At 57.1% G+C, this 25,974-nt stretch carries 22 protein-coding genes and 1 pseudogene; 12 read left to right on the top strand and 11 right to left on the bottom strand.

What is annotated here, in order from left to right:
* Positions 1-15 precede the first annotated feature (15 nt).
* Both RAC90_RS08655 and RAC90_RS08650 read right to left on the bottom strand, forming a co-directional pair.
* The gene (locus RAC90_RS08655; RefSeq protein ID WP_033739808.1) at positions 16-486 is read right to left on the bottom strand and encodes a PTS sugar transporter subunit IIA; all 471 of its coding nucleotides are present in this window, start codon (positions 484-486) and stop codon (positions 16-18) included.
* Between the two features lie 18 nt (positions 487-504).
* Positions 505-2,067 (bottom strand): BglG family transcription antiterminator, encoded by a 1,563-nt coding sequence (locus RAC90_RS08650; protein ID WP_375124237.1) that lies wholly within the window; start codon positions 2,065-2,067, stop codon positions 505-507.
* 392 nt (positions 2,068-2,459) lie between these two features.
* Here RAC90_RS08650 and parC point away from each other — a divergent pair, with 392 nt between their 5' ends.
* The 3 genes from parC (at position 2,460) to ftsP (ending at position 7,093) form a co-directional block, all read left to right on the top strand.
* Positions 2,460-4,733, top strand: coding sequence for a DNA topoisomerase IV subunit A (parC, locus tag RAC90_RS08645; protein WP_033739803.1), 2,274 nt, complete (start codon positions 2,460-2,462; stop codon positions 4,731-4,733).
* A 45-nt stretch (positions 4,734-4,778) separates the two neighbouring features.
* Positions 4,779-5,516: a 1-acylglycerol-3-phosphate O-acyltransferase gene (locus RAC90_RS08640; RefSeq protein WP_039342149.1), complete on the top strand. Its 738-nt coding sequence runs from the start codon at positions 4,779-4,781 to the stop codon at positions 5,514-5,516.
* Between the two features lie 146 nt (positions 5,517-5,662).
* The gene (gene ftsP / locus RAC90_RS08635; protein WP_039342152.1) at positions 5,663-7,093 is read left to right on the top strand and encodes a cell division protein FtsP; all 1,431 of its coding nucleotides are present in this window, start codon (positions 5,663-5,665) and stop codon (positions 7,091-7,093) included.
* A gap of 44 nt (positions 7,094-7,137) precedes the next feature.
* Here ftsP and RAC90_RS08630 read toward each other — a convergent pair whose 3' ends face one another.
* Together RAC90_RS08630 and dkgA are read right to left on the bottom strand one after the other, a co-directional pair.
* On the bottom strand, positions 7,138-8,070 hold the full coding sequence (locus RAC90_RS08630) for a flagellin (RefSeq protein WP_375124236.1): 933 nt from the start codon (positions 8,068-8,070) through the stop codon (positions 7,138-7,140).
* Between the two features lie 478 nt (positions 8,071-8,548).
* A complete protein-coding gene (gene dkgA / locus RAC90_RS08625) occupies positions 8,549-9,376 on the bottom strand; it encodes a 2,5-didehydrogluconate reductase DkgA (RefSeq protein WP_006118176.1) in 828 nt (275 codons plus the stop codon).
* Between the two features lie 193 nt (positions 9,377-9,569).
* On the opposite strand from dkgA, the gene RAC90_RS08620 reads away from it, so the two are divergent.
* Complete coding sequence (locus RAC90_RS08620) at positions 9,570-10,478, top strand: AraC family transcriptional regulator (RefSeq protein ID WP_033739797.1); 909 nt, start codon at positions 9,570-9,572, stop codon at positions 10,476-10,478.
* A gap of 11 nt (positions 10,479-10,489) precedes the next feature.
* On the opposite strand, the gene RAC90_RS08615 is transcribed toward RAC90_RS08620, so the two are convergent.
* The 3 genes from RAC90_RS08615 to RAC90_RS08605 all read right to left on the bottom strand — a co-directional run bounded on the left by RAC90_RS08615 (position 10,490) and on the right by RAC90_RS08605 (position 13,443).
* Positions 10,490-11,149 (bottom strand): DedA family protein, encoded by a 660-nt coding sequence (locus RAC90_RS08615; RefSeq protein ID WP_006118175.1) that lies wholly within the window; start codon positions 11,147-11,149, stop codon positions 10,490-10,492.
* Positions 11,150-11,367: 218 nt separating this feature from the next.
* Positions 11,368-12,558, bottom strand: a complete 1,191-nt coding sequence (gene metC / locus RAC90_RS08610; protein ID WP_133745626.1) for a cystathionine beta-lyase — start codon at positions 12,556-12,558, stop codon at positions 11,368-11,370.
* A gap of 78 nt (positions 12,559-12,636) precedes the next feature.
* A complete protein-coding gene (locus tag RAC90_RS08605; RefSeq protein ID WP_039342159.1) occupies positions 12,637-13,443 on the bottom strand; it encodes an IclR family transcriptional regulator C-terminal domain-containing protein in 807 nt (268 codons plus the stop codon).
* A gap of 186 nt (positions 13,444-13,629) precedes the next feature.
* Here RAC90_RS08605 and RAC90_RS08600 point away from each other — a divergent pair, with 186 nt between their 5' ends.
* The 6 genes and pseudogenes from RAC90_RS08600 to pcaC all read left to right on the top strand — a co-directional run bounded on the left by RAC90_RS08600 (position 13,630) and on the right by pcaC (position 18,682).
* Entirely contained in the window at positions 13,630-14,319 is a 690-nt protein-coding gene (locus tag RAC90_RS08600; protein WP_375124234.1) for a 3-oxoacid CoA-transferase subunit A, read from the top strand.
* Between the two features lie 10 nt (positions 14,320-14,329).
* Positions 14,330-14,986 (top strand): 3-oxoacid CoA-transferase subunit B, encoded by a 657-nt coding sequence (locus RAC90_RS08595; RefSeq protein ID WP_033739788.1) that lies wholly within the window; start codon positions 14,330-14,332, stop codon positions 14,984-14,986.
* A 10-nt stretch (positions 14,987-14,996) separates the two neighbouring features.
* Positions 14,997-16,199: a 3-oxoadipyl-CoA thiolase gene (gene pcaF / locus RAC90_RS08590; protein ID WP_375124233.1), complete on the top strand. Its 1,203-nt coding sequence runs from the start codon at positions 14,997-14,999 to the stop codon at positions 16,197-16,199.
* 3 nt (positions 16,200-16,202) lie between these two features.
* Positions 16,203-17,543, top strand: a complete 1,341-nt coding sequence (locus tag RAC90_RS08585; RefSeq protein ID WP_375124232.1) for a 3-carboxy-cis,cis-muconate cycloisomerase — start codon at positions 16,203-16,205, stop codon at positions 17,541-17,543.
* Positions 17,540-18,295: pseudogene (pcaD, locus tag RAC90_RS08580) on the top strand (3-oxoadipate enol-lactonase); the annotation flags it as partial. The gene RAC90_RS08585 and the pseudogene pcaD, both read left to right, overlap by 4 nt.
* Positions 18,296-18,682, top strand: coding sequence for a 4-carboxymuconolactone decarboxylase (gene pcaC, locus RAC90_RS08575; protein ID WP_226374744.1), 387 nt, complete (start codon positions 18,296-18,298; stop codon positions 18,680-18,682). It abuts the pseudogene before it with no gap.
* A gap of 9 nt (positions 18,683-18,691) precedes the next feature.
* Here pcaC and RAC90_RS08570 read toward each other — a convergent pair whose 3' ends face one another.
* From RAC90_RS08570 to pcaH, 3 genes are read right to left on the bottom strand one after another with little or no spacing between them, the layout of a single operon-like run.
* Positions 18,692-19,624: a LysR substrate-binding domain-containing protein gene (locus RAC90_RS08570; protein ID WP_162285894.1), complete on the bottom strand. Its 933-nt coding sequence runs from the start codon at positions 19,622-19,624 to the stop codon at positions 18,692-18,694.
* Between the two features lie 60 nt (positions 19,625-19,684).
* Positions 19,685-20,305: a protocatechuate 3,4-dioxygenase subunit alpha gene (gene pcaG, locus RAC90_RS08565; RefSeq protein WP_033739781.1), complete on the bottom strand. Its 621-nt coding sequence runs from the start codon at positions 20,303-20,305 to the stop codon at positions 19,685-19,687.
* Positions 20,302-21,042 carry a protocatechuate 3,4-dioxygenase subunit beta gene (pcaH, locus tag RAC90_RS08560; protein WP_033739780.1) on the bottom strand — a complete coding sequence of 247 codons (741 nt, stop codon included), beginning with the start codon at positions 21,040-21,042 and terminating at the stop codon, positions 20,302-20,304. Before pcaH ends, pcaG begins: the two co-directional genes overlap by 4 nt.
* Before the next feature lie 233 nt (positions 21,043-21,275).
* Between pcaH and RAC90_RS08555 the strand changes: the two genes are divergently transcribed.
* The gene (locus RAC90_RS08555) at positions 21,276-23,168 is read left to right on the top strand and encodes a bifunctional sugar phosphate isomerase/epimerase/4-hydroxyphenylpyruvate dioxygenase family protein (RefSeq protein ID WP_162285896.1); all 1,893 of its coding nucleotides are present in this window, start codon (positions 21,276-21,278) and stop codon (positions 23,166-23,168) included.
* 279 nt (positions 23,169-23,447) lie between these two features.
* The gene (locus tag RAC90_RS08550) at positions 23,448-24,824 is read left to right on the top strand and encodes an aromatic acid/H+ symport family MFS transporter (RefSeq protein WP_162285897.1); all 1,377 of its coding nucleotides are present in this window, start codon (positions 23,448-23,450) and stop codon (positions 24,822-24,824) included.
* 15 nt (positions 24,825-24,839) lie between these two features.
* Here RAC90_RS08550 and RAC90_RS08545 read toward each other — a convergent pair whose 3' ends face one another.
* A complete protein-coding gene (locus RAC90_RS08545; protein ID WP_239001149.1) occupies positions 24,840-25,355 on the bottom strand; it encodes a hypothetical protein in 516 nt (171 codons plus the stop codon).
* Positions 25,356-25,974 lie beyond the last annotated feature (619 nt).

Below are 25,974 nucleotides of genomic sequence, written 5' to 3'. Positions count from 1 at the left end.
CCTCGGACTCCAGGGTTAACAGAGGTCGGTTTCGGCGTACTGACTAAACAGCCGAATAATTTCGCTGGGATCGTTTTCCACCAGCAGCTGCGCAATCACCTCATCATCGGCCAGTGCACTGGCCACCTGTGACAGCAGGCGAATATGGGTCGTGTTTTGATCTTCCAGCCGCACGGCAAACAGGATGATGCAGCGCACCTTGCTGCCATCCAGCGTCTCCCAGGGGATATCCTGCTGGCTGCGCCCGATGGCCAGCGTGGTTTGCTTAACGGCGGAGGACTTACCGTGAGGAATGGCGATATGATTCTCAAACCCGGTCGATCCCTCCGCCTCGCGTAGCCAGACATCACGGATAAAGGCCTCTTTATCGCTAATGGCACCGTCACTGAACAGCAACTCCGTCAGTTCGATAATGGCCGCTTCTTTGCTGCTGGCCTGCAGATTGAGATTGACGCGGCGTGGCGTGAGAATGCGAGAAATATCCATTAATCAGACCTCATTCAGTTAATGTTCTGCCAGTGCGCGCGTTGCGGCCTGTGGCAGTTGGCGACCAATCATGGCGTCCGTCACCCGGCGAATATCGTCGTCGTTAAAAAACGCAGTAACATACACGGTGGGCAAGGTGCTGATATCGAGATGAATGGTGGAGATGACCAGATCCACGGGCTCCTGCTGACAAAAGTCGTCCAGCGTGCTGGCCGAAATAACGCCCACGATAATCCAGTCCGGAAAGGCGCGCAGGATGCGACTTTTCAGCAAATGCGACGTGCCGACGCCGCTGGAACACACCAGCAAAATACGTTTATGGGCGATTTGCCGTTCAAGCGCGGCCTGAAAATGCACGCACAGATAACCGATCTCATCGTCAGCGATTGGCCCATAATGAAACCGCTCGGCCGTTACTTGCATGGCGCGTTGGGTCAGCGTGAAAATATCCTGTAATTCCGCTTTTATGTCATCGAGTAAGGGATTGCGAATCGTAATATGATATTTAAGCCGGTTAAGTAGCGGCTTAATATGGAATAGCAAACCTTCAAATAATAAAGAATCGGTCGACAGATCCTTTTGGATGAATGCGGAAAAGCAATGAATTAATTCGAGCGTAATATTGCGCGATGCTGCATTTGAAAAAGGAGAGTGCGATAGCATGTGGCTGCCGCGTTCTTCGACTACAATGCCCGATGAAATAATATATTGATAAATAAATCCCACTTCATCCGCGGGCGCGGATTGCCCCAGCCGCTGTTCAATCTGTACTACCATCTGGCGGGCAATCTTCAGAATGCGGTTGTCCATTTCTGACGCGCTCAGAGCCAGCGGCAGGGACAAGGCTTTGCCCTGCGCCATACGGTGAATCATGATCAGAATATGGGTGGACAGATTGAGGTAATACGCATCGCTCAAAGGGTAGCCAAGCTGCTGCTCCATTTGCTGCAGTAAGCGCTGCACAAAGGCCACGTCCTCTTCGCCAAAATAGTGGATCAGCGCCTGATAACTGCCGGGGTCGAGCCGCGGCAGGGCCATATTGCTGCCCGTGTTATGCTGCATAACGTCGTTAATCAGCAAAACCATGGCCTGGCGCAGTGCCTGTTCGCTGCCTGCCACATGCGTGCCGCTCTGGCTACGGACCAGCCCCAGCTCCAGCGGCTGCAACCACTCTTCAATCACCTTGAGGTCATTAACAATCGAAGCGTGACTGATGAAATAACGTTCAGATAACTTACTGATCGAAGTTTCACGTGGCGCGTCTCGTAGCAACTGGGACAGGATTTTTACCCGCCGCGCATTGTTGCTTAAGCCCGCAGACCAGTTATCGTCGCTGGCAACATGCTGCTGCAAGCGCAGCCGCTGTTCATGATCGTGTGTTTCCAGCGCCACACAGCGGCCAGGCAGCTTCACCAGTTGCGCCTGCCAGCCATGCAGCCAGGGTTCCAGACTTTGTAAATCGCGATAAATACTTTTTTCAGAAACGGTTAACTGTTGGGCTAATTGCGCTAACGCCAGCGGCGTGCCCGCCTGTAACAGTAATTTCAGTAATCGGTGTTGTCGTGAAGTCAGATTTTGCATTCAGTCACCTGTCTATTATTTCGTTAGCGGTGCTTAAGTGGCAATTCGTTAAATCCAACCAGGGCATAAAATAAAACCGGTATATGTCGCTGAAATTGAATTTAGGTGGTGAAAGAAAAAGCAACAATACTAAATGTTGTCCCGGGAACGGGACAGGATTAATACGCTATAAATAAGCTGATAATTAATTGCGAGGAAGGTCACAAACTATTAAAAATAAGCGCACGGGGATTTTTACCGGTGTGGTTTTTTCGGCGACCGGAAAACAGGGAAAAAAGAGTGACCAGCCCGCTCCAGGACTGTGACTAATACCCACGAATAAGGTACTATCCTCGCCAAACAACCGCCGGGTGATCCGCCGTTGCGGGTCACGATGTGAGGATGAGGACTTAATGAGCGAATTGACGCAGGATGGTGCAGAGCGTCTTGCCCTGCATACGTTTACTGAGAATGCGTACTTAAACTACTCCATGTACGTCATCATGGACCGTGCGTTGCCTTACATTGGCGACGGCCTGAAACCCGTCCAGCGCCGCATTGTATATGCCATGTCGGAGCTGGGGCTTAACGCTACCGCCAAATTTAAAAAATCGGCCCGTACCGTGGGTGACGTGCTGGGTAAATACCATCCTCATGGTGACAGCGCCTGTTACGAAGCCATGGTGTTGATGGCACAGCCGTTCTCCTACCGTTATCCGCTGGTCGATGGCCAGGGAAACTGGGGGGCACCTGACGATCCTAAATCTTTCGCCGCCATGCGTTATACCGAGTCTCGCCTGTCGAAGTATGCCGAAGTGCTGCTGGGTGAGCTGGGGCAGGGCACGGCAGACTGGGTGCCAAACTTTGACGGCACGATGCAGGAGCCGAAGATGTTGCCGGCGCGCCTGCCAAACATTCTGCTGAACGGCACTACTGGGATCGCGGTGGGCATGGCAACCGATATTCCGCCGCATAACCTGCGCGAAGTGGCGCAGGCCGCTATCGCCCTGATTGACGATCCGAAAACCAGCCTGGATGCGCTGCTGGAGATTGTGCAAGGGCCGGATTTCCCGACCGAAGCCGAAATCATTACGCCACGCGACGAGATTCGCAAAATCTATCAGAACGGGCGCGGCTCGATTCGCCAGCGTGCGGTGTGGAAAAAAGAGGACGGCGAGGTGGTGATCACCGCGCTGCCGCACCAGGTGTCCGGTGCCCGGGTACTGGAGCAGATTGCCAGCCAGATGCGCAATAAAAAGCTGCCAATGGTCGAGGATTTACGTGATGAGTCCGATCACGAAAACCCGACTCGCCTGGTGATTGTGCCCCGGTCAAACCGTGTCGATCTGGATCAGGTTATGAACCACCTGTTCGCCACGACCGATCTGGAAAAAAGCTACCGTATCAACCTGAATATGATCGGACTGGATAACCGTCCGGCCGTGAAAAACCTGCTGGAAATCCTGTCTGAATGGCTGGTGTTCCGTCGCGATACTGTTCGTCGCCGTCTGAATCATCGTTTAGAACGCGTGCTGCGCCGTCTGCATATCCTGGACGGTTTGCTGGTGGCCTTCCTTAATATTGATGAAGTCATTCACATCATCCGTACCGAGGACGAACCAAAGCCAGTGCTGATGTCGCGCTTTGAGATCAGTGAAACCCAGGCCGAAGCGATTCTTGAACTCAAGCTGCGCCATTTGGCGAAGCTGGAAGAGATGAAGATTCGCGGTGAGCAAAGCGAACTGGAAAAAGAGCGCGATCAGCTGCAGGCGACGCTGGCCTCTGAACGCAAAATGAATACGCTGCTGAAAAAAGAGCTGCAGGCAGACAGCAACAGTTTTGGTGATGATCGCCGTTCGCCTCTGCGTGAACGTGAGGAAGCCAAAGCGCTCAGCGAAACCGAGCTGGTTCCGTCTGAGCCGGTTACGATTGTTCTGTCGCAGATGGGCTGGGTGCGCAGCGCCAAAGGACATGATATCGACCCGGCGGGCCTGAGCTATAAAGCCGGTGACAGCTTCCTGGCGGCGGCACGCGGCAAGAGTAATCAGCCTGTGGCCTTTATCGATTCCACGGGTCGCAGCTATACGCTGGACCCCACCTCGCTGCCGTCGGCACGCGGGCAGGGCGAGCCACTGACCGGTAAACTGACGCCACCACCGGGTGCGGTTGTTGAACAGGTATTGATGGAGCCGGAAGAGCAGCGCCTGCTAATGGCTTCGGATGCCGGATATGGCTTTATCTGCACCTTCAACGATCTGATTTCGCGCAACCGTGCGGGCAAAGCGCTGCTGACCCTGCCGGAGAATGCGCGCGTCATGACGCCGATGGCTGTGCATCATGAAGACGACATGCTGTTAGCGATCACCCAGGCGGGCAGGATGTTGATGTTCCCGGTCGGCGAGTTGCCGCAAATGTCGAAAGGCAAGGGCAACAAGATTATCTCGATTCCGTCGGCAGATGCCGCGGCGGGCACGGATAAACTGGCCTGGCTGATGATTCTGCCACCAGGCAGCGCGATTACGCTGCACGTCGGTAAACGCAAGCTGTTGCTGCGCAGTGAAGAGTTGCAGAAATTCCGTGCCGATCGGGGTCGCCGTGGCACGCTGTTACCGCGCGGTCTGCAAAAAATTGATCGGGTCGAACTGGATGCCCCGGCACGTCCTGACAGCGCTGACAGCGACGCGTAATTCATCCGGCTGGTTCATCGCCAGCCGTGTTACATTGAGGAAGCTATGTTACTGATATTACGCACGATTATTGTGGTAATTTATTCGATTCTGGTCTGTGTATTTGGCTGCATCTGGTGTCTGTTCTCGCCGCGCAATCCGCGTCACGTCGCCACCTTTGGTCATCTGTTTGGCAAATTATCGACGCTGTTCGGTCTGAAGGTTGAACTTCGTCGCCCAGAGGGCGCGGATAATTACGGTAATGCGATTTATATCGCTAATCACCAGAACAACTACGATATGGTGACGGCCGCTAAAATTGTGCAGCCCACCACCGTGACCGTGGGGAAAAAAAGCCTGCTGTGGATACCGTTCTTTGGTCAGCTTTACTGGCTGACCGGTAATCTGCTGATTGACCGTGACAACCGGGCCAAAGCACACGGCACCATTGGCGAGCTGGTCGAGCAGTTCAATAAAAAACGGATTTCGTTCTGGATGTTTCCTGAAGGTACGCGCAGTCGCGGGCGGGGATTATTACCGTTTAAAACCGGTGCGTTTCACGCTGCGGTGGCGGCCGGCGTCCCGATCATCCCGATTGTGGTGTCCAATACGCACAATAAAATTAATCTCAACCGCCTGAAAAACGGTCTGGTGATTGTGGAAATGCTGCCGCCGGTAGACGTCAAACAATTTGAGTCGTCGTCTGTGCGCAAACTGGCTACCCACTGTCGTGAACTGATGGCCGCGAAGCTGGAAGAGCTTAACGCCGAAGTCGAAGAACGCGAAAAAAACGGTAAAATCTAACCGACAAATCCGTTGTCGGACTATTCTGCATGGATGCCCCACGGCGAGTGACGTCCTGCGTCGCTCGCCGTGAAAGCAGCACAGCAATGACAGCAATAAAAACAGGGTTGGCGTTTCAGCGCCACGCGTAAAAGGTCTGAAATTTCATGTCTTTCAGCAGACGTCAGTTTATCCAGCTTTCTGCCGGTGTGGCGCTCAGTGCCACGGTAATGCCGCATGCGGCACGTGCCGCTTCCTTGCGTGGTGACACGCCGCTTCCCGTTCCGCCGTTGATCGAATCCCGCCGCGGTCAGCCGCTGTTTCTGACCTTACAGCGTAGCCACTGGTCGTTTAACGGTGACAATAACAAGGTGCCGGTCTGGGGCATCAATGGCATGTACCTTGGGCCAACTGTCCGTGTTTACAGCGGCGATGATGTCAAACTGATCTACAGCAACCGCCTCAATGAACCGGTTTCGATGACCGTCAGCGGCCTGCAGGTGCCAGGCGCACTGATGGGCGGCGCGCCGCGGATGATGTCAGCGGGCGTCGACTGGGCACCGGTGTTACCGATTCGTCAGAACGCCGCCACCTGCTGGTATCACGCCAACACGCCAAACCGCATGGCACCGCACGTCTATAACGGCCTGGCGGGCATGTGGCTGATCGAGGACGACCTCAGTAAGCAGCTTCCGTTGCCAAAACACTATGGCGTGGATGACTTTCCGCTGATCATTCAGGACAAGCGGCTGGATAACTTTGCGACACCGGTTTATGACCCACCCGCTGACGGCGGTTTCCTGGGCGATACGCTGCTGGTTAATGGCGTACGCAATCCGTTTATTGAGGTATCACGCGGCTGGGTGCGCCTGCGGTTGCTCAATGCCTCCAATGCCCGACGTTACGAACTCAGCATCAGTGATAACCGGCCGTTTACGGTCATCGCCAGCGATCAGGGTTTTTTACCGTCGCCGGTAGCGGTACAGCGGTTAACGCTGGCTCCCGGTGAGCGGCGCGAAGTTCTGGTGGATATGTCGCAAGGGGATGAGGTCTCCATTACGGCGGGCACCGCGGCTGGCATCATGGATCGCCTGCGCGGTTTCTTCGAGCCTTCGACGATTTTGACCTCAACGCTGGTGCTCACGCTTCGTCCCACTGGCCTGCTGCCGCTGGTGACGGATAACCTGCCAATGCGTTTACTGGCCGATCAGATTCTGGACGGCGCTTCGGTGCGTACCCGGGAGTTTCGTATTGGCGACAGTATGCCCGGCATCAACGGTGCCGTGTGGGATATGAACCGCATTGATACCACCGCGCAGCAGGGCACATTTGAGCGCTGGATTATCCGTGCCGATCGTCCGCAATCGTTGCATATTCAGGGTGTAATGTTCCTGATTAAGAGCGTGAACGGTGCGCAGTCGATGGGGGAAGACCGGGGCTGGAAAGACACCGTCTGGGTGGACGGCGAGGTCGAACTGCTGGTCAACTTTACCCAAAGCTCTTCAGACCATTTCCCGTTTGTCTATTACAGTCAGACGCTGGAGCTGGCGGATCGGGGAACGGCAGGTCAGCTGCTGGTGCAGCCTGCCACGGCATAACGGAGCAGACTGTGCCGGGCAGGGCTTTCAGCTTTTGCGTTTGGCTAGCGCAGAAGCTGCAACATCAGTTGGGGCATCTGATTTGCCTGGGCCAGCATGGCGGTACCGGCCTGCTGTAAAATCTGCGCCTGTGACATCGCCGATACCTCCGCAGCGTAGTCTACGTCCTCTATCCTGCTACGGGCAGAGGTAAGGTTTGTGACCATATTGTTCAGGTTGGCGATAACCGACTGAAAGCGGTTCTCATAGGCACCCAGCATACTACGCTGACTATCAACGGATTTAATCGCCCGATCGAGAGCGGCCAAAGGCGTACCGTCTGTCGCGGTTCCACTTGTTCCGCCGGTAACATCCCCTTTTAAAACGTCAAAGCCTTCTGCCGCAACCGTACGGGCCACGCCATTTACGGTATCTCCTGAGGTCATTTGCCGGATATTAAGTGTTGAGCCGGTGGTACCCGCTTTCAGAAGGTTATAGCTGTCGCTGGCATCCAGATCGATCGTGATCGTTTCGCCGTCTTCCGCACCGACCTGAAAGCGATACGCAGCCGAGCCCGATCCGGTATTCAGCATACTAATGCCGTTAAAATTCGTTTGTGCGGTAATACGGTTAATCTCCTCCATTCGCTGATTCACTTCTGTCTGAATAGAGTCGATATCCGCAGCGGAGTTGCTGCCATTTTGCGCCTGCACCGTCAGGTCACGTATGCGTTGCAGATTGTCGTTAATCGTGGAGAGCGCCCCTTCAGCGGTTTGTGATAGCGAAATCGCATCATTGGCATTCCTGCCCGCTACCGTCATGCCGTCGATGTTTGAGGTCAAACGATTAGCAATCGCCATTCCCGCCGCATCATCTTTCGCACTGTTAATGCGCAAACCTGAAGACAGGCGCTCAATGGCGGTCGATAAAGCATTTTGAGAGTTATACAGATCGTTTTGAACGATCAACGACACGATATTGGTATTGATAACCGACATGATACGCTCCCTGGTTAAGTCGCTTAACGTTCTGAAAACCGTGAAATGACGTTCAATGGTGGTAGCCGGGATCACGCGACAGGTGTGACAGAAAACAGTATTACCTGCACAACGACGTTTTCACAAAAGCGGAGCGGCTTCGGTGTGTTGCAAAATTTTACCTGTTATAACAAGGTAAGGTGAGATGATTAGAATTTTAAGTTTTTGATTTAAAAGACAAAATACAAGGCGGAATTAAGGTGTCAGCGTTCAGCGCAAAAAATTTGATTTAACAGAGCGGAAAGAGAGGGGGATTTCGGTCAGGAAAGGGTTTTTTTGCCCGGCGCCGCGCCCTGCCCAGAAAGGCGTTGCGTAATTATTATGCGTTTTGTCATACATTTTAAGGACGTTTAACATTTTGCGTGGGCGCTAACCGTAAAAAAGCCCCTCCCGGAGGAGAGGCCTGCACGAGGCGTGCATCGGGTCCGATGCGCCCGTGTTAGCCGTTAAACGTATCCGGGTCAGGACCTAAACGCTTACCGGTATCAAGCTGGGCAATCTCACTCATTTCTGCCTTATCCAGGCGGAAATCGAACACATTGAAGTTTTCTTCGATGCGTGCCGGCGTGACGGATTTCGGGATAACCACCAGCCCGCTGTCCAGATGCCAGCGGATAACGATTTGCGCCGGCGTCTTACCGTATTTTTTGGCCAGAGACTTGATGATTTCCTGATCGAATACGCCTTCGCCGCCCTGAGCCAGGGGACTCCAGGACTCGGTCTGAATCTGGTGCATGGCGTTCCAGGCATGCAGCGTGCGCTGTTGCAGCATCGGATGCAGCTCGATCTGGTTGATCACCGGGGTTACACCGGTTTCTTCCAGCAGACGTTTCAGGTGCGGCTGGTTGAAGTTACAGACGCCGATGCTTTTGACCAGGCCTTGTTGCTGCATCGCAATCATGTTCTTCCAGGCGTCAACGTACTGATCTTTCTCCGGGCACGGCCAGTGCATCAGATACAGATCTACCTGCTCCAGCTTCAGTTTTTGCAGACTGGTTTCCAGTGCCTGCTGGACATTTTGCTGGTCAGCATTCCACAGTTTAGTGGTGATAAAAATATCCTCACGCGCGACATCGGTTTCCTGTAACGCCTGACCAATCGCTTCTTCGTTTTTGTACGCGGCGGCGGTATCAATTGAACGATAGCCAACGTCCAGCGCTTTCAGCACGGCGTTGCGCGCATCTTCCATGCTGGCTTGCCACACGCCAAGTCCGAGCTGTGGCATCATGTTACCGTCGTGCAGTTTGATAATAGGTTGGTCTGCCATATCCTGCTCCTTACATTTGCAGTAAACCAGGGAATCTTCGCTGTGCTTAAGTCTAGCTAACAATTTTCAGGCTGCCTGCGAACAGGCGAGGATAACCCTGCCTGATCCTGTAAACTTCTTGCCTGATTCTCCATTTTGCTGGCGATTTAACCAGGCGCGCGGCAAACTGCGCTTTTAATTTTCAGGAGTGATGATGCCCCACGACTTACTGTGTCAGCGGCTGGCTCAACAGGTGGTCACGCTGATGACGAACGGACGCGAACAGCTGTGTCCGGTGGAAAATGTCTCACTGATTTATGCGGGGCAGCACCGACCGCGTGAGCCCATCATGTATCAGCCCGGCATTGTCATTTTGTTTCAGGGCAGCAAAACCGGTTATCTGGGCAGTACGGTTTTTCAGTACGACGCCACAAAATACCTGATGCTCACCGTGCCGCTCCCGGTCGAATGTGAAACCTGGGCGTCACCCGAGCAGCCTCTGGCCGGGATGTGCCTGCGCGTGGATACGGCCAGCCTGCAGGATTTGCTGATGGACATCGGTGATGACGAAGGGTTTCAGCCTCAGCCGTTGACCTCGGGCATTCACTCTGCCTTTCTCACGGAGCCGATGCTGTGTGCGGCAGAACGCCTGCTGGATGTGATGACCCAGCCTCGTGATGCAAGGGTGCTGGGGCCACAGATTGTGCGGGAAATTCTTTACTATGTGCTGACCGGCCCGATTGGGGGGGCACTGCTGTCACTGGTGAGTCGTCAGACGCAGTTCAGCCAGATTGCCCGGGCACTGCGCCGTATAGAGAATCACTACGCCGACAACCTCAGCGTGGACACGCTGGCGGCAGAGGTGAACATGAGTGTCTCAGCGTTTCATCATAATTTCAAAGCGGTGACGCAGACGTCGCCGCTGCAGTATCTCAAGCGGTATCGCCTGCATCAGGCGCGTTTACTGATGCTGCAGGATGGCCTGAAAGCCAGCGTCGCGGCGGTGCGCGTCGGTTATGAGAGTCCGTCGCAGTTTTCGCGGGAGTTTAAGCGCTACTTTGGCGTAACGCCGGGTGAGGAAGTGAATCGGGTGCGTCAGACGGTGGCCGAACCGCCCGCCTGACGCACGCGTGGTCAGGCTCTTTGACGACGTTTTTTCCAGATAACCACGATGCTGCCAACCAGCCCGACGACCAGCAGCACCATCGGTAATACCATCAGGACAGCCATCACCTGATCTTCGTGCCGTTTAATAAACGGCACCTGGCTGATGCCGTAACCCAGCGTCACCACAATGCCCACCCATAGCAGACCGCTCAGCCAGTTAAACAGCTGAAAACGGCTGTTCTTCAGGCCGGAAATGCCCGCCATTGTTGGCAAAATGGTACGAATAAAGGCCAGAAAACGTCCCACCAGCAGCGCCATCAGGCCATGACGATTAAACATATTCCATGCGCGTTGGTGATATTGTGCCGGAAGCTGCATCAGCCAGCTCTTAACCAGTCGGGTATTACCCAGCCAGCGGCCTTGCAGGTAACTGAGCCAGCAGCCCAGACTGGCGGCGGTGGTCAGAATCAAAAGCGTGGGGAAAAAATCCATCACGCCTTTGGCTACCATCGCGCCAGCCAGCAGCAGCAGACTGTCGCCGGGCAGAAAAGAGGCGGGCAGTAAACCATTTTCCAGGAATAGCGTCATAAACATCACGCTGTAGACGATCCATACCACTTCCGGATTGGCCAGCGCGGCGAAGTCTTGATGCCAAAGCGCGTGCACAATCTCATGTAAAACACCCATTAGCTATCCCATTACGTCACAATCATGCTGAATTATAGTGTTCAGATCGGCCTGACCTCTTGGTTGTCGCCTGCCCCAGAGTGGGCGACAACCTTAACCTGCGGGGGTTCTTCTGCTCGCTGAACACTTTTATATTAAGAGAATTTTAACATCTATCTGGCTGTGGCCTGTCGATATATCACACGGGTCTGTATCTGGTTTATATCAGGTTTACTCTTTTAGCGCGTCAGGCGTGCAAAACCCGCGTCAAGATCAACCAGTAAATCATCCACATGTTCCAGACCGATGTGCAGCCGTACCAGCGTACCGCTGAAATCAATGCCGCCCGCCGGGCGAATAGCCGCCAGCTCTTCGGGTTGACTGGCTAAAATCAGCGACTCATAACCGCCCCATGAGTACGCCATGCTAAAGTGCTGAAAATGATCAAGATACATCGCTAACTGCTCGCGGCTCAGTTTTTCCTTCAGCACAAACGAAAATAATCCGCTGCTGCCGCTGAAGTCGCGTTGCCAGAAGGCGTGACCGGGGCATGAGGGCAGCGCCGGATGATTCACTCTGGCGACCTCCGGGCGGGCGGCCAGCCATTCCGCGACCTGAAGTGCACTTTCTTCATGCTGCCGCAGACGTACGCCCAGCGTACGTAACCCCCGGCTGGCCATGTAGGCGGTATCGGCATCCACCATCTGCCCCATCAGGTAGCTGTTCTCGCGCAGTTGATCCCAGCAGCGGGCATTAGCGACGGCGGTCCCAATCATGGCATCGCTGTGACCAATCAGGTATTTGGTGCCAGCCTGAATCGAAATATCCACGCCCAGCGCTAGAGGACGAAACAGCACGCCCGCCGCCCAGGTGTTGTCGATCATAATAATCGCGTCCGGTGCTTTTGCGCGCACCGCCGCCACAATGGCGGGGACGTCCTGCACTTCCATCGTGATGGAGGCGGGCGACTCCAGGAACACCACGCGCGTGTTGGGCTGAATCAGGGTGGCGATCGCATCGCCGATGCCGTGATCAAACCAGGTGGTGGAGACCTGAAGTTTAGCAAGGATTTTGGTGCAGAAATCCTGGGTTGGTTCATACACCGCGCCGCTCATCAGCACATGATCGCCTGCTTCAACAAACGCCAGAATAGCGTTAGAGACCGCTGCGGCGCCGCAAGGATACAGCACACAGCCCGCGCCGCCTTCCAGCTCTGTCATGGCGTCCTGCAAGGCAAAGTGGGTCAGCGTGCCACGACGACCATAAAACAGTTCGCCCTTTGCCCGCCCTGCGGTCGCGCGTTTTTTCTCCGCAACGGTATCGAAAACCAGCGACGAGGCTCGCTGAATGACCGCATTCACCGAACCCTGGGTATAACGTTTATCGCGTCCTGCGCTGACGAGTGTGGTATCAATTTTTTTTGTGGTCATGAACTCCCTGCCTTGCCGCTTGCACCTGAGCCTTCACGTTAGCACGAATTCGGCGATGACGTTGAGGGGCAACACAGATTATTCGCGCAGCAACAGGGAGATTTCCCGTGCGGCCTCCTGCAGTAGCGGCAAATGGTGTTGACGCAGCGTATCCGCAGAAACCTGTCCGGCATGGACGCCGACGTTCAGAGCGGCCACGATGCGTCCGTCGGCGCCACAAAGCGGCACGGCAAGCGAACGCAGACCGATTTCCAGTTCCTGATCGTTAATGGCGTAACCCTGCTGCCGGACGCGGGTCAGTTCTTCACGCAGTGCGCTGCTGCTGACCAGCGTGTGGCTGGTATAACGCAGCTGGGTCAGCCGCGCCAGATAGTCGTTCAATGGCTCAGCGGCAAGCCCGCTCAGCAGCACTCTGCCCATGGAGGTGGTACTGGCGGGCAGACGACTGCCGATATGCAGGTCGATCGTCATGATGCGCGACGCGGACGCGCGGGCGATATAGAGAATGTCATCCCCGTCCAGCACCGCCATCGAGCAGGACTCGTTCAGCGTCTGGCTCAGCTGGCGTAAAACCGGCTGTGAGGCGCTGGCGAGCGGCGTGGCGCCCAGCCAGTTATGACCCAGAGTGAGCACGCGCGGACGCAGTTCAAAGTTTTTACCATCTTCGGCGTAGACAAAACCCAGCTTACTCAGGGTGTACAGACAGCGCCGCACGGCTGCGCGCGGAATACCGGTGCGCTGACTGATTTGCGACACGGACATCACGCGTCGCTGTGGGGTGAATGCCTGCAAGACCTCCAGCCCACGCGCCAGTGAAGCCATAAAGTTCGGATCCCCTTTCCAGGGATCGCTGCTGCCGCGCAGCGTCTGATCGTCATCCATCATGCTTTTCTCCCGAGATTAACAGGATCGTCCTGCAACTGTGCGAACGATCACATTGTGCCATTTGGTTTTGCCAGTGACCGATAATCGCACACTATTTCGATAATCGGTATTGTTTGCGCTCACAGAGCGATCTACTTTTTGGCTATTCACTACTAACCGGCTGATGCCGGTCTAAAGGAACAGCTAATGATCAATAAAAGTGTGGCAACACTGGCAGAGGCCGTGGCGGTCATCCCGGACGGGGCCAGCATCATGATTGGCGGATTTGGACCTGCCGGTCAGCCGCTGGAACTGATCGATGCGTTGATCGAAAGCGGCGCTCGCGGGCTGACGGTAATCAGCAATAACGCTGGCAACGGTCACAGCGGCCTGGCCGCGCTGCTTAAGGCAGGCCGCGTTGACAAAATGATTTGTTCATTTCCGCGCCAGGTTGACTCCTGGGTATTCGATGAACGCTATCGTCGTGGAGAGATTGAACTGGAGCTGGTGCCACAGGGCAACCTTGCCGCCAGGATGCAGGCCGCAGGCAGCGGTTTAGGCGGCATTTTCACCCCCACCGCCTTTGGCACGCCGCTGGCGGAAGGCAAGGAAACGCGGGAAATCGATGGCCGCCATTACGTGTTCGAAAAACCGCTCAAAGCCGATTTCGCGCTTATCAAAGCTCATCAGGGCGACCGCTGGGGCAACCTGGTGTACCGCAAAGCGGCGCGGAATTTTGGCCCCGTGATGGCAATGGCCGCCACCACGACCATTGCCCAGGTAGCAGAGCTGGTGCCGCTGGGCCAGCTCGATCCTGAAAACGTCGTCACGCCGGGCATTTTTGTCCAGCGCCTGGTGTGCGTTCCCCATCCCGTTACCCTGACCGTTTCAGCCTGAGGAGTCGGCAATGCAAAAACTCACCCGTGACCAACTGGCACAGCGCGTGGCGCGCGATATTCCGGAAGGGGCTTACGTTAACCTGGGGATTGGCCTGCCGACCCGCATTGCGAACTATCTGCCTGCGGACAAAGAAATCTTTTTGCACAGCGAAAACGGACTGCTCGGCATGGGGCCAGCGCCTGCGCCGGAAGACGCCGATCCGGAGCTGATCAATGCCGGAAAAGAGCTGGTAACCCTGCTGCCGGGCGGCTGCTTTTTCCATCATGGCGACTCCTTTGCCATGATGCGTGGCGGGCATCTGGATATCTGCGTCATGGGCGCGTACCAGGTATCCGTCAGCGGCGATCTGGCGAACTGGAGTACCGGTGCGCAGGATGCAATTCCTGCTGTCGGCGGCGCCATGGATCTCGCCATTGGCGCGCGCAAGGTTTACGTGATGATGGACTACCTGACGAAAAAAGGGGAATGCAAGCTGGTGAAGCAGTGCAGCTATCCGCTCACCGGGCTGGGGTGCGTCAGCCGGATCTATACGGATATGGCCGTGATTGATATTACGCCGGACGGTCCGCTGGTGGTCGAGTGCTGCCCCGGACTGAGTTTCGAGGCGCTCCAGGCGGTCACGCCGGTGCGTTTACTGCAACCTGAACTGGCGACCACCGCCTGAGGAACCGCGAATGCAACAGGCTTTTATTTGTGATGCGCTCCGCACGCCATTTGGCCGTTATGGCGGCGCGCTCGCGGGAATTCGGGCAGACGATTTGGCGGCCTTACCGCTGGCGGCGCTGCTTGCCCGTCAGCCTGCTTCTGTCGCGCAGGCGATCGATGATGTGATCTATGGCTGCGCCAATCAGGCAGGCGAAGACAATCGTAACGTGGCGCGTATGGCCCTGTTACTGGCCGGGCTGCCGTCCAGCGTGCCTGGCACGACGATCAATCGTCTTTGCGGTTCGGGGCTGGATGCCATCGGCATGGCGGCCAGGGCAATAAAATGCGGCGAAGCCGAGGTCATGATCGCAGGCGGCGTAGAGAGTATGTCGCGCGCGCCCTTCGTGACCGGAAAAGCAGAAAGCGCGTTTAGTCGCAGCCTGAAAATGGAAGACACCACCATGGGATGGCGTTTCATCAACCCGCAGATGCGCGCCCGCTTTGGCATTGAAACCATGCCGGAAACGGCGGAAAACGTGGCACGCGATTTTGCTATCAGCCGCGCCGATCAGGATGCCTTTGCGTTACGCAGCCAGCTTCGTACCGCGCGTGCGCAGGAGATGGGACTGTTCAGTGACGAGCTGATGACCGTCACTCTCCCGCAGCGCAAAGGGGAAGCTATCACTGTTGCCTGCGATGAGCATCCGCGCAGTACCTCCCTGGCGGCGCTGGCGGGATTAAAAGGCGTCGTGACGCCGGACGGCAGCGTGACGGCAGGCAACGCCTCGGGCATCAATGACGGGGCCTGCGCCTTATTACTCGCCAGTGAAAACGCGGTTGCCGCCCACGGCCTCACGCCGCTGGTGCGTGTGGTCGCGATGGCTGCCTGCGGTGTTGAACCGCGTATCATGGGTTATGGTCCCGTACCTGCGGTACGCAAAGTGCTGGCCCAGAGTGGCCTGACGCTGGCACAAATGGACGTAATCGAATTAAATGAAGCGTTTGCTGCCCAGGCGCTGGCTGTGACGCGGGCGCTCGGGCTGGCCGACGATGCCGCGCAGGTGAACCCTAACGGCGGCGCAATAGCGCTGGGCCATCCGCTCGGCGCATCCGGTGGAAGGCTGGCCATGACCGCGGCCTATCACCTGCGGCGCACCGGAGGACGTTACGCACTCTGCACCATGTGCGTCGGTGTCGGGCAGGGAATCGCACTTATTCTGGAACGGGTATAATCAATGTCTCTTTACCGCGCCATGTTTATGGCTTCTCCTCTCAGTGAGGGCTTCAGCGATACGGCGCTGCTGCAGGGGATGCTGGATTTTGAAGCTGGCCTGGCACAGGCACTTGCCAGTGCGGGGCTGATGGACCGCGAATCTGCGCAGATCATTCAGGACTGCTGCCGTGCCGACGCGATCGATGCCGCTGCGCTGACCCAGGCCGCAGGGCTGGCCGGCAACCTGGCGATTCCCCTCGTCAAACAATTGACCGCTTTGGTGGCTGCCCGATCGCCCGAGGCGGCGCGCTATGTCCACTGGGGCGCAACCAGCCAGGACGCAATCGACAGCGGACTGATGCTGCAACTGCGCGCGGCGCTCAGCGGTACGGCTACGCTGCTGGATCGGCTGATTGCCGTGCTGAGCGCGCAGTGCGAACGGCACAGCAAAACGCTGATGGTCGGACGCACGTGGTTGCAACATGCCTTGCCCGTTACCCTTGGGCTGAAGCTGGCAGGCACGCTGGACGCCCTGGTACGCGATCGACAACGCCTCAGGGCGATGCAGCCGCGGGTACTGGCGTTGCAGTTTGGCGGGGCGGCAGGCACGCTGGCCTCGCTGGGCGATAAAGGCGAGCAGGTCGAGCAGGCACTGTCCGAGGCGCTGAATTTGCCGCGTAGCGCCACGCCCTGGCATGCTCAGCGCGACAGGCTTACCGAGCTGGCAGGCTGGTATGCCGGCCTGACCGGGACGCTGGGCAAGCTGGCGCGGGATATGTCGCTGCTGATGCAGAGCGAGGTAGGGGAGATCAGCGAACCTCAGGCGGCAGGGCGGGGCGGCTCCTCAACCATGCCGCATAAACGTAACCCGGTATTGTGCGCCGCCATTCTCAGCGCGGCCAATCGGGTACCGGCGCTGATGTCCGGTCTGTATGCCGGGATGGTGCAGGAACACGAGCGTGCGCTGGGTGGCTGGCAGGCCGAGTGGCAGAGCCTGCCGCAACTGATCATATTAAGCGGCGCGGCGCTGGCCCATAGCACGGAACTGATCGACGGGCTGGAGGTGCATGAAGATGCCATGCAACGTAACCTTGGCCTGACGCAGGGATTAATTATGGCGGAAGCGGTCACGCTGGCGCTGGCGAACGAGATGGGACGCCAGCAGGCGCACCATCATATTGAGCAGTGCTGCCGCCGGGCGCTGGACACACAGCAGAGTTTGTTGTCCGTACTGAGCGCGGATGAAACGGTCAGAACGCGCCTGAGTCATTCAACGCTGGAGGCGCTGCTCGACCCGGCCAATGCCACGGGCAGTGCGGCGCGCTTTATTCAACAGGTTTTAGCGGCGGCGAGGGAATCATGACACTTCATTACATCCTTGAGGGGCCAGACGATGCTCCGGTGGTGTTATTCAGCAACTCCTTAGGAACGGCGGCAGACATGTGGCAGCCCCAGCGCGATGCGCTGATCGGTCATTATCGCATTCTGCGTTACGATGTCCCGGGGCACGGTGCCTCGGCACCGAACGGACAAACCCGTTCGCTGGAACAGCTGGGGAGGGCGGTGCTGTCGCTGCTGGATAAGCTGGCTATCGACAGGGTGCATTTTTGCGGCATTTCGATGGGCGGGCTGACCGGGCTCTGGCTGGCCCGTTTCCATCCTCATCGCCTGATCACGCTCACGGTCGCCAACAGCGCCGCGAAGATCGGTGAGTCTGCGGCCTGGCAGCAGCGCGCAGCGCAGGTGCGTCAGTACGGTATGGCGGCGATTGCTGACGGGGCCGCCGCACGCTGGTTTACGCCGGCGTTCAGCGAACGGGCACCCGCCACCGTGCAGGCGTTGCTCACGCAACTGCGTGCCTGTGATGCAGAAAGTTATGCGGACTGCTGCGATGCGCTGGCTGCCGCAGATTTACGTCACGAACTGGCGGCCATTCATCTTCCTGTGCTGGTCATTGCGGGGCGGGACGATGCCGTGACGACGGTGGCCGACGCAGAAGCCATGGTGGCGCACATCCACGGCGCGCAGCTGGTGGTGTTGCCTGCGTCGCATCTCTCCAGTGTGGAGGTGTGGCTGGCGTTTAATCGTGCCCTGCAGCCGTTTATTGACGCGCAACTGACGCAGCAGCAGCGTTATCAGCAGGGAATGACGGTGCGCCGCGCGGTACTCGGTGACGCGCATGTGGAGCGCACTTTGGAGAATCTGTCCCCTCTGAACGACGAATTTCAACACTTCATCAGTCGTTACGCCTGGGGGGAGATCTGGACCCGGCCCGGTTTGTCGCGCCACACGCGCAGCCTGATCACCATCGGTATGCTGATTGCGCTTAACCGTGAAGCCGAACTGAAAATGCATCTGCGGGCCGCATTTAACAACGGGGTCAGTCGGGATGAGATCAAAGAGGTGCTGATGCATGCCGCGCTGTATTGTGGCCTGCCTGCGGCGAACGCGGCCTTCCACCTGGCGCAAAGCATTTTCGACGAGCGGGATAGTGCCCGTTAAATCGCGGTGTCAGACCGGGACATCCAGCACCCGCTGACGCAATGCCGCCACCAGATGTTGTTGTTCAGGGGGCGGTGTATGCTGCTGACGGGTCAGGATGCCCACCGCTTCGGCCATGCCCTGGTTCGGCAGCGGCAGAGCCCGAAGCTGATTACTCGTTAAGTCGTCGCGCACCGCGCCGTAAGGCACCAGCCAGACGTAACCGTGGTTTTGCGTCAGCCGCCGCGCCAGCGTCGTTGACAGGGTTTCTACCGCGCCTTCGGGCAGGGTCAGCCCATGGCTGGTCATCAGCGATTCCGCATTTTGACGCGGTACGGTGCCGCGTGGCGAAAGGATCAACGGCCAACTGAGCGCTTCTGCCAGGGTCACGCCCGCATGCAGCAAGGGATGGTGCGGGGCCACGACCAGACGCAGTGTTTCCAGATACAACAGTTCAAAGTTCAGACCGTCCATCAGAACCGGTTCCGCCATCCGTCCGATTCCCAGCGTCATTAGCCCCGACTTTATCGCCATCAGCAGCGCGTCGTTCGAAAGCGTAGTGACCTGTATACGCCAGCCCGGATAGTGCTGCTGCAGGCTGGCCAGCACCGGCGCAACCACGCTGCCGATGGCGGTCGGCAAGGCACCGATATGCAGAGGCGCGAGAGGTGGCGCGCTGTCCGGACGCATGACCTGATCGACCAGCGTAAGTGCATCCAGGATGCGAATGGCGTCATGCAGAAAGCGCGTCCCGCTGGCGGTCAGCGCTGTTCCCTGGCGGCTGCGCACCAGCAGTTGTTCACCGGTCAGGTATTCCAGTTCGCTGAGGGTTTTCGATAAGGCGGGCTGAGTAATACCCAGTTGGCGGGCGGCACGGCCCAGCGTCCCTTGCTGCGCGGTGGCAACAAAAGCGTGAAGATGACGCAGGCGCACGCGCTGACTGAACCGGGAAACACTATCCATGGCTCATGGTAAGAATTTGCCGCCGCAGCGGCAAGGACAATGTAGCGAGTTTGTTAAGCGTCAGACATCAAAAAACACGGTTTCGTTTTCGCCCTGCAGAACGATATCGAAACGGTAAACCGTTTCGCTGCCACGTTGTTCACGGTGTGCCAGCAGGGTGTTGCGCCGCTTCTCCCACTCAATCAGATTCAGCACCGGATCCCGGGCATTTGCCGCCTGCTCATCGGCAAAATAGAGGCGGGTGTTCAGGCCGATATTGATACCTCGTGCCACAATCCATAAGTTAAGGTGAGGCGCCATGGGACGTCCGTCGCGGCCGGTCACGCTGCCGGGCTTGATGGTTTCAAAACGCCAGATGCCGCTGTCAAAATCGGAGCAGGTGCGCCCCCAGCCGCGAAACGCCGGATCCAGCGGCTTGTCATGCTGCTGGTCAGCGGGATGCTGGTAGCGCCCGGCGGCATTGGCCTGCCACACTTCAATCAGCACATCGCGCACCGGCGTGCCAGAACCATCGTAAACACAGCCTTCAACGGTAATGCGCTCACCGCGCGTTTCCGGCTGCGTGAGCACCTCGCTGAAATTATGTTCAAAGATATCAAAGCCCGCGGCATGCGGTGCCAGGCCAATGTGCACGTAAGGGCCGGCAGTTTGTGAGGCCGTTTCAGGCAGATAGTTTTTCATGATGCGGCTCCCTGAGTGCGGTTTTCGAACCAGGTTGCGCGGTGACCCCGCAATACCAGATCAAAGCGATAGGCCAGACAGTCCAGGGGAATCGCCGAATGCGTATCCAGCTCTGCAATCAGGGTGCGGACGGCTTCTTCGCTGCCTACCGACTGCAGGATAGGACAGCGTCCTACCAGCGGATCGCCCTCAAAATACATCTGCGTAATCAAGCGCTGAGCAAAGGCTTCGCCAGAAAGGGAAAAATGAATATGGGCTGGACGCCAGTCGCTGACCTGGTTACGCCAGGGATAGGGGCCGGGCTTAATGGTCCGAAAGCAGTAGTAGCCATTGTCGTCGGTCAGCATGCGACCACAGCCGCCAAAATTCGGATCGATGGGGGCCAGATACTGATCTTTTTTATGACGATAGCGACCGCCAGCATTGGCCTGCCATACCTCAACCAGGGCATTCCGCACCGGCTGACCAAACGCATCGCGCACGTAGCCATGCACAATGATGCGCTCGCCAATCGGCAGGCCGTCCTTCGCATAATTAAGAATCAGATCGCTGTCCCGGGGGCCCAGCTCCTGACGGGTGAACACCGGTGCGGTGATTTCCGATAAGGAATTTTGCAGCGAAATCAGCGCATTGCGCGGCGAGCGCAGTATGCTGGTTTTGTACAACGGCGCAAGCGCCGGCGGGTGATGGCGGTAATCACGGTGTACCAGTTCACGGGCGGGCCAGTCATTTTTCATCCAAACATCCTTATTGTTTTGTTTTTCGCGTACAGAGGAACGAGTGTAGGAAGCGTAACTTGTAAAAGAAAAGTGAAAAAACGTAGCTGTACTCATAACCAAAAATCATGACCTGTCACATTGACGAAATGTTCCATCTGGTTCATAACAATTGCCAATCTCCGTTAGCAGAACGCCTCGCTGCTGACTGGCTGCTTTAAGGTCACCCTGTGACCGTTTATCAGGAGGCAATAATGAAACGTTCTGTCGCAACGGTCTCGGTATCGGGCACGCTGCCGGAAAAGCTGCGCGCAATCGCCGCCGCCGGCTTTGATGGTGTCGAAATTTTCGATAACGATTTAGTCTATTATCCCGGCTCACCCGTGGAGATTCGCCAGTTGTGCGAAGAGCTGGGCCTGGAAATTTTACTGTTCCAGCCCTTCCGTGACTTCGAAGGCGGCCCGCGTGACAGGCTGGCACAAAATCTGGCCCGTGCGGCGCGCAAGTTTGAGGTGATGACGCAACTGGGCTGCCAGCGGATGCTGGTATGCAGTAATGTGTCACCCGACTGCAGCGATGATTTCAACACCCAGGTCAGCGATCTGCGTGCGCTGGCGGAGCTGGCCGCGCAGTACGGTATTACCCTCGGTTATGAGGCGCTGGCCTGGGGCCGACATGTCAGCCTGTGGCGTGATGCCTGGGCCCGCGTGGAAGCGGTGGACCATCCCTCCTTTGGCATTGTGCTCGACAGTTTTCATATTTTGTCTCGCGGCGACAGCCTTGACGGCCTGGACATCGTGCCGCCCGAAAAAATAGTGTTCGTGCAACTGGCAGATGCGCCGCTGCTGAAAATGGACGTGCTTTCCTGGAGCCGTCACTTCCGCTGCTTCCCCGGCCAGGGGGAACTGAATCTGACGCAGTTTATGACGCAGCTGTCAGCACATGGCTATCGCGATGCCTGGTCGCTGGAGATTTTTAACGACGGATTCCGCGCTTCACCGGTAGTGCCGACGGCGCAGGACGGCTACCGATCGCTGTTGTGGCTGGAGGAGCAAACCCGCGACTGGCTGGTCAGACAACCGCTGCTGCCCAGCGCGCTGGCTTCACTGGCGGGAGAAGAATTATTTCACTCAGCGCCTCAGCCGCCGCTGCTGGCACTGGAGTTTATTGAATTTGCCGTCAGCCATAACGATGCGCTGGCGTTAGGGCAGTGGCTCACGCAGCTTGGCCTGGTGCACGCGGGCGAGCACCGTTCGAAACAGGTTTCGCTTTATCGCAACGGCAAGGTCAACGTCATTCTGAATGCGCAGCCCGACAGCCAGGCCAGCGGTTACTACCATCAGCATGGTATTTCCCTCTGTGCAGTGGCCTGGCGCGTACGCGGCGTGGAGAACCTGATTCAACGGGCGCAGGATTATGGCTACGCTATCTGGCAGGGCGAAACCGGCCCGAATGAACGTCAGATACCGGCTTTATGCGCGCCGGATGGCAGCCTGATTTATCTGGTGGAAGACGAGCCCGCCGGTCAGGACGGTTACCACAGTGATTTCAATTTAACGCATCGCAGCGCGCCTCAGCCTGCGATGCAGACCCTGGATCATCTGGCGATCGCGTTGCCGGATGAAACGCGCGACAACTGGATTATGTTCCTGCGCAGCGTACCGGGCTTTGTTCAGGATACCGAATGGGAACTGCCTGATCCGCTTGGGCTGGTGCGCAGCCGCGTTTTACGCAGCCCGAATGATGCTATCCGTCTGCCGTTGAATATGTCGGTCAGCCGGGAAACGCAGATCGCCCGTGCGTTGACGACCTACCAGGGGGCGGGATTACAGCACGTGGCGTTTGGTTGCGACGATCTGTTCAGCGCAGTAAAAGCCGCCCGCGAACGCGGCCTGAAAACTTTGCGCATCCCCGCTAACTATTATCAGGATCTGCTGGCGCGCTTTGACCTCGACCCGGATTTTCTGGCGCAGTTACAGCGCTTTGACGTGATGTATGATCGCGATGAACAGGGCGGAGAGCTGCTTCACGTCTATACGGAACCCTATGAAAAAGGGCGCTTTTTCTTTGAATTACTGGAGCGGCGGCGTCGCTATCACGGCTTCGGTGCGGCAAACGCGCCGGTACGGCTGACCGCCATGCGGTAATTCACAGGGGCCAGGCTGACTGGCCCCGTTACCCCAATCCCGCGTTTTCTCTCTTTCCCCTTGCTGGCATCACGCCGATCACGCTCACAATCCTCACCGGACAGTCCAGACAGACTTTCCAGAAAATTCCTTATTTTTAACAAGCCATTAACGCATTTCAGCTGCCCGCACGGGCGCAGGTTGCGCGATAAACGCACAAAATTTCGATTATCGCCATTTCTTGCCCTGCAGCGCCTGCATATAGTAACTGCACATTACTTATTTCACCGGAGAGTCACCGTGGCGGAAAGCAAAGCAATTGATGTTCGGGCGTTAATCGACAGCCGCCCGCTGGGGATGTGGCAAAAGATGGTGGTGCTGTTCGGCTTCTGCATCATCGCGCTTGATGGGTTCGATATCGCCATCATGGGGTTTATTGCCCCTGAATTAAAAGCAGACTGGGGGATCACGAATCGCGAACTGGGGCTGATTATCAGCGCGGCGCTGGTGGGACTGGCGCTGGGGGCGATGCTCTCGGGTCCGCTGTCCGATAAGCTGGGCCGAAAAGTGGTCATCATTAACAGCGTGTTCTTTTTTGGCGCGTGGACGCTGATCACCGCCTTCTCGCAAAATATGGAACAGATGGTCCTGTTTCGCTTTCTCACCGGCCTGGGTTTAGGCGCGGCGATGCCGAATGTGGGGACGCTGGTGGCAGAGTTTGCCCCGGCCAGACGGCGCGCCTTTCTTATCACCGTCGTTTTTTGTGGCTTTACTTTTGGCGCGGCACTGGGCGGTTTCGCCGCCTCCTGGCTGATGCCGCACTTTGGCTGGCATGCTGTGCTGTTGCTGGGCGGTATCCTGCCGATCCTGTTTGTGCCGTTACTGCTGTGGGCGCTGCCGGAGTCGGTCTGCTTTCTGGTGGTCAGGCGCGCGGCCAGCCAAAAAATTCACCGTATCCTGGCGAAACTGGCCCCGGATCTGGATCTGCAACAGTGTACGGTGGCGTTGCCCCCGGTCAGTCGGGCTCACGCGCAACCTGTGAAAGTCGTCCTCAATGACACCTACCGCTTCGGCAGCCTGATGCTGTGGGGCGCCTATTTCACCGCACTGTTTCTGTTTTACACCCTGGGCAGCTGGCTGCCGATGCTGATTAAAGACAACGGCTTTAGCGTGGTTCAGGCGGCGGTTATTACGGCCTTGTTCCAGGCTGGCGGCACCTGCGGTTCTCTGTTTTCCGGCTGGCTGATGGATCGTATTGAATCGCATCGTGCCTTATCGCTGATTTACGGTGCGGGTGGACTGTTTACTGTTTGTATGGGGCTGTCGATGACGCATCCGGTGTTGCTCGGCGGCTGCGCACTGATGATAGGCTTTTGCATTGGTGGCGCGAACACGGGAATGAATGCCCTGTCGGCCAGCTTTTATCCCACCGAGGCGCGGGCAACCGGTTCCAGCTGGATGCACGGCGTCGGGCGCGTTGGCGCAATCCTGAGTGCGCTGGCGGGCGCGGAAATGCTGGCGCTGGGATGGGGCGTTACCACGATTTTCGCGGTATTAGCGATTCCGGCCTTGCTGACGGTGGCAATGATTGCGGCGAAAGGACGCTATCAGCAGCGTCAGCGCGCGGACAGCGGCACCGTCTCCCGCTGGGGCGTCAGCCCGGGGGATATCCATTAACCTGCCCAGCCGCCGTCAATGCAGACAGGGCAGTAAGCCCGCGTCCATGTCCCGTTGCGGCACAAACAGATTTTGCTGTGCCGCGTTGTCTGCCTGACTCAGGCAGGGCGGCAGCGGTTGCGCAGGGCGCTGACGCAGTAAGGTATCAGGCTGGAACAGGGGGGAGGTTGACGTACTTACCGGTGTTGGCGCTTCCCCGCTGTCTGCACGGAATGGCGGCCGGACGGAGTTTTTACCGGCGTGATGCGCATAGTGAAAACGCTTCAGTTTGCCCGGCGGTGCCGCATTGCGTGAAGCATGAATAAAGCGAATGAGCGCGACCGTGCGGAGCTGACGACTGAAACACTTCACCATACCGGATGAGGGCTTACCCGATTCATAGCAGCGCCTGAAGAAGTGTAACGTAATCAAGGTGTTCGTCGCGGCATAGCACGCCCCTGAACAGGGTGAAACCATGCCCGATCCCGGCAACAGCAGTGAGATAAGCAGGAAGACGCGCGACAGCCAGAGAGAGGCTGGGCGTCCCGGCATTTGTGGCGAGTCCTCAGCGCCTGGTACAGATACCAAAGAGGACCGGCGCGCGCCGGCACTCAGTGACGCATCTTCCGCATGGGCCCGGACGGATTGCCGATCAGCGTGGCGATTGCAGGCAGCGATCCTGTTATGTGAAGCACAGCGGCCCTGCTGCTTTATTCGACGAAAAAACGTCATCAGGCTGGCGATAAAGAGGTTACTCATCGGCTGTTTTCATTATGTTTGCGCAACGGCCACTTACAACAGGCAAACCTTGACTGGCGGCCTCAATGTTTTACGTGCTGGCTTATCTGACAATGAAAATTCAGATTGATGCTGGACCGGATAAAATTATTTTTCTCGCGCCATTATGACGCCCGATGGCTTATTAAACGCCACAAAACACTTTCCCTGCGTCTGCGGTTAGCGTGCTCAGCAGGGCGGGCTGCGGATCAACTCACTCTCCATGCGCATCAGCCATCGACCAGGCAGTTTCTGACCGCCCTCATCGCTGCGTTGCATACTGTCCGGATACAGGCAACACGGTGCAACAGATACGGCTACGCGTTATCCCTTCTTCCAGCGATGTCCAGCTATTTGATTGTAAATACTAATGAGAACCACTATCAATTCGATT

This window comes from Pantoea sp. CS_6, from assembly GCF_041954745.1.
Taxonomy (GTDB): domain Bacteria; phylum Pseudomonadota; class Gammaproteobacteria; order Enterobacterales; family Enterobacteriaceae; genus Pantoea; species Pantoea stewartii.
Note: the sequence above shows the minus strand (reverse complement) of the source record. Positions and strands in the feature narration are given on the sequence as shown.

Coding starts and splice junctions, on each gene's coding strand:
- RAC90_RS08570 (WP_162285894.1), bottom strand. CDS start 19,624: ATGGATAGTGTTTCCCGGTTCAGTCAGCGCGTGCGCCTGCGTCATCTT.
- metC (WP_133745626.1), bottom strand. CDS start 12,558: ATGACCACAAAAAAAATTGATACCACACTCGTCAGCGCAGGACGCGAT.
- RAC90_RS08640 (WP_039342149.1), top strand. CDS start 4,779: ATGTTACTGATATTACGCACGATTATTGTGGTAATTTATTCGATTCTG.
- pcaG (WP_033739781.1), bottom strand. CDS start 20,305: ATGAAAAACTATCTGCCTGAAACGGCCTCACAAACTGCCGGCCCTTAC.
- RAC90_RS08600 (WP_375124234.1), top strand. CDS start 13,630: ATGATCAATAAAAGTGTGGCAACACTGGCAGAGGCCGTGGCGGTCATC.
- RAC90_RS08585 (WP_375124232.1), top strand. CDS start 16,203: ATGTCTCTTTACCGCGCCATGTTTATGGCTTCTCCTCTCAGTGAGGGC.
- RAC90_RS08555 (WP_162285896.1), top strand. CDS start 21,276: ATGAAACGTTCTGTCGCAACGGTCTCGGTATCGGGCACGCTGCCGGAA.
- RAC90_RS08630 (WP_375124236.1), bottom strand. CDS start 8,070: ATGTCGGTTATCAATACCAATATCGTGTCGTTGATCGTTCAAAACGAT.
- pcaF (WP_375124233.1), top strand. CDS start 14,997: ATGCAACAGGCTTTTATTTGTGATGCGCTCCGCACGCCATTTGGCCGT.
- RAC90_RS08595 (WP_033739788.1), top strand. CDS start 14,330: ATGCAAAAACTCACCCGTGACCAACTGGCACAGCGCGTGGCGCGCGAT.
- dkgA (WP_006118176.1), bottom strand. CDS start 9,376: ATGGCAGACCAACCTATTATCAAACTGCACGACGGTAACATGATGCCA.
- RAC90_RS08620 (WP_033739797.1), top strand. CDS start 9,570: ATGCCCCACGACTTACTGTGTCAGCGGCTGGCTCAACAGGTGGTCACG.
- RAC90_RS08615 (WP_006118175.1), bottom strand. CDS start 11,149: ATGGGTGTTTTACATGAGATTGTGCACGCGCTTTGGCATCAAGACTTC.
- parC (WP_033739803.1), top strand. CDS start 2,460: ATGAGCGAATTGACGCAGGATGGTGCAGAGCGTCTTGCCCTGCATACG.
- ftsP (WP_039342152.1), top strand. CDS start 5,663: ATGTCTTTCAGCAGACGTCAGTTTATCCAGCTTTCTGCCGGTGTGGCG.
- RAC90_RS08655 (WP_033739808.1), bottom strand. CDS start 486: ATGGATATTTCTCGCATTCTCACGCCACGCCGCGTCAATCTCAATCTG.
- RAC90_RS08650 (WP_375124237.1), bottom strand. CDS start 2,067: ATGCAAAATCTGACTTCACGACAACACCGATTACTGAAATTACTGTTA.
- RAC90_RS08545 (WP_239001149.1), bottom strand. CDS start 25,355: ATGCCGGGACGCCCAGCCTCTCTCTGGCTGTCGCGCGTCTTCCTGCTT.
- RAC90_RS08605 (WP_039342159.1), bottom strand. CDS start 13,443: ATGATGGATGACGATCAGACGCTGCGCGGCAGCAGCGATCCCTGGAAA.
- pcaH (WP_033739780.1), bottom strand. CDS start 21,042: ATGAAAAATGACTGGCCCGCCCGTGAACTGGTACACCGTGATTACCGC.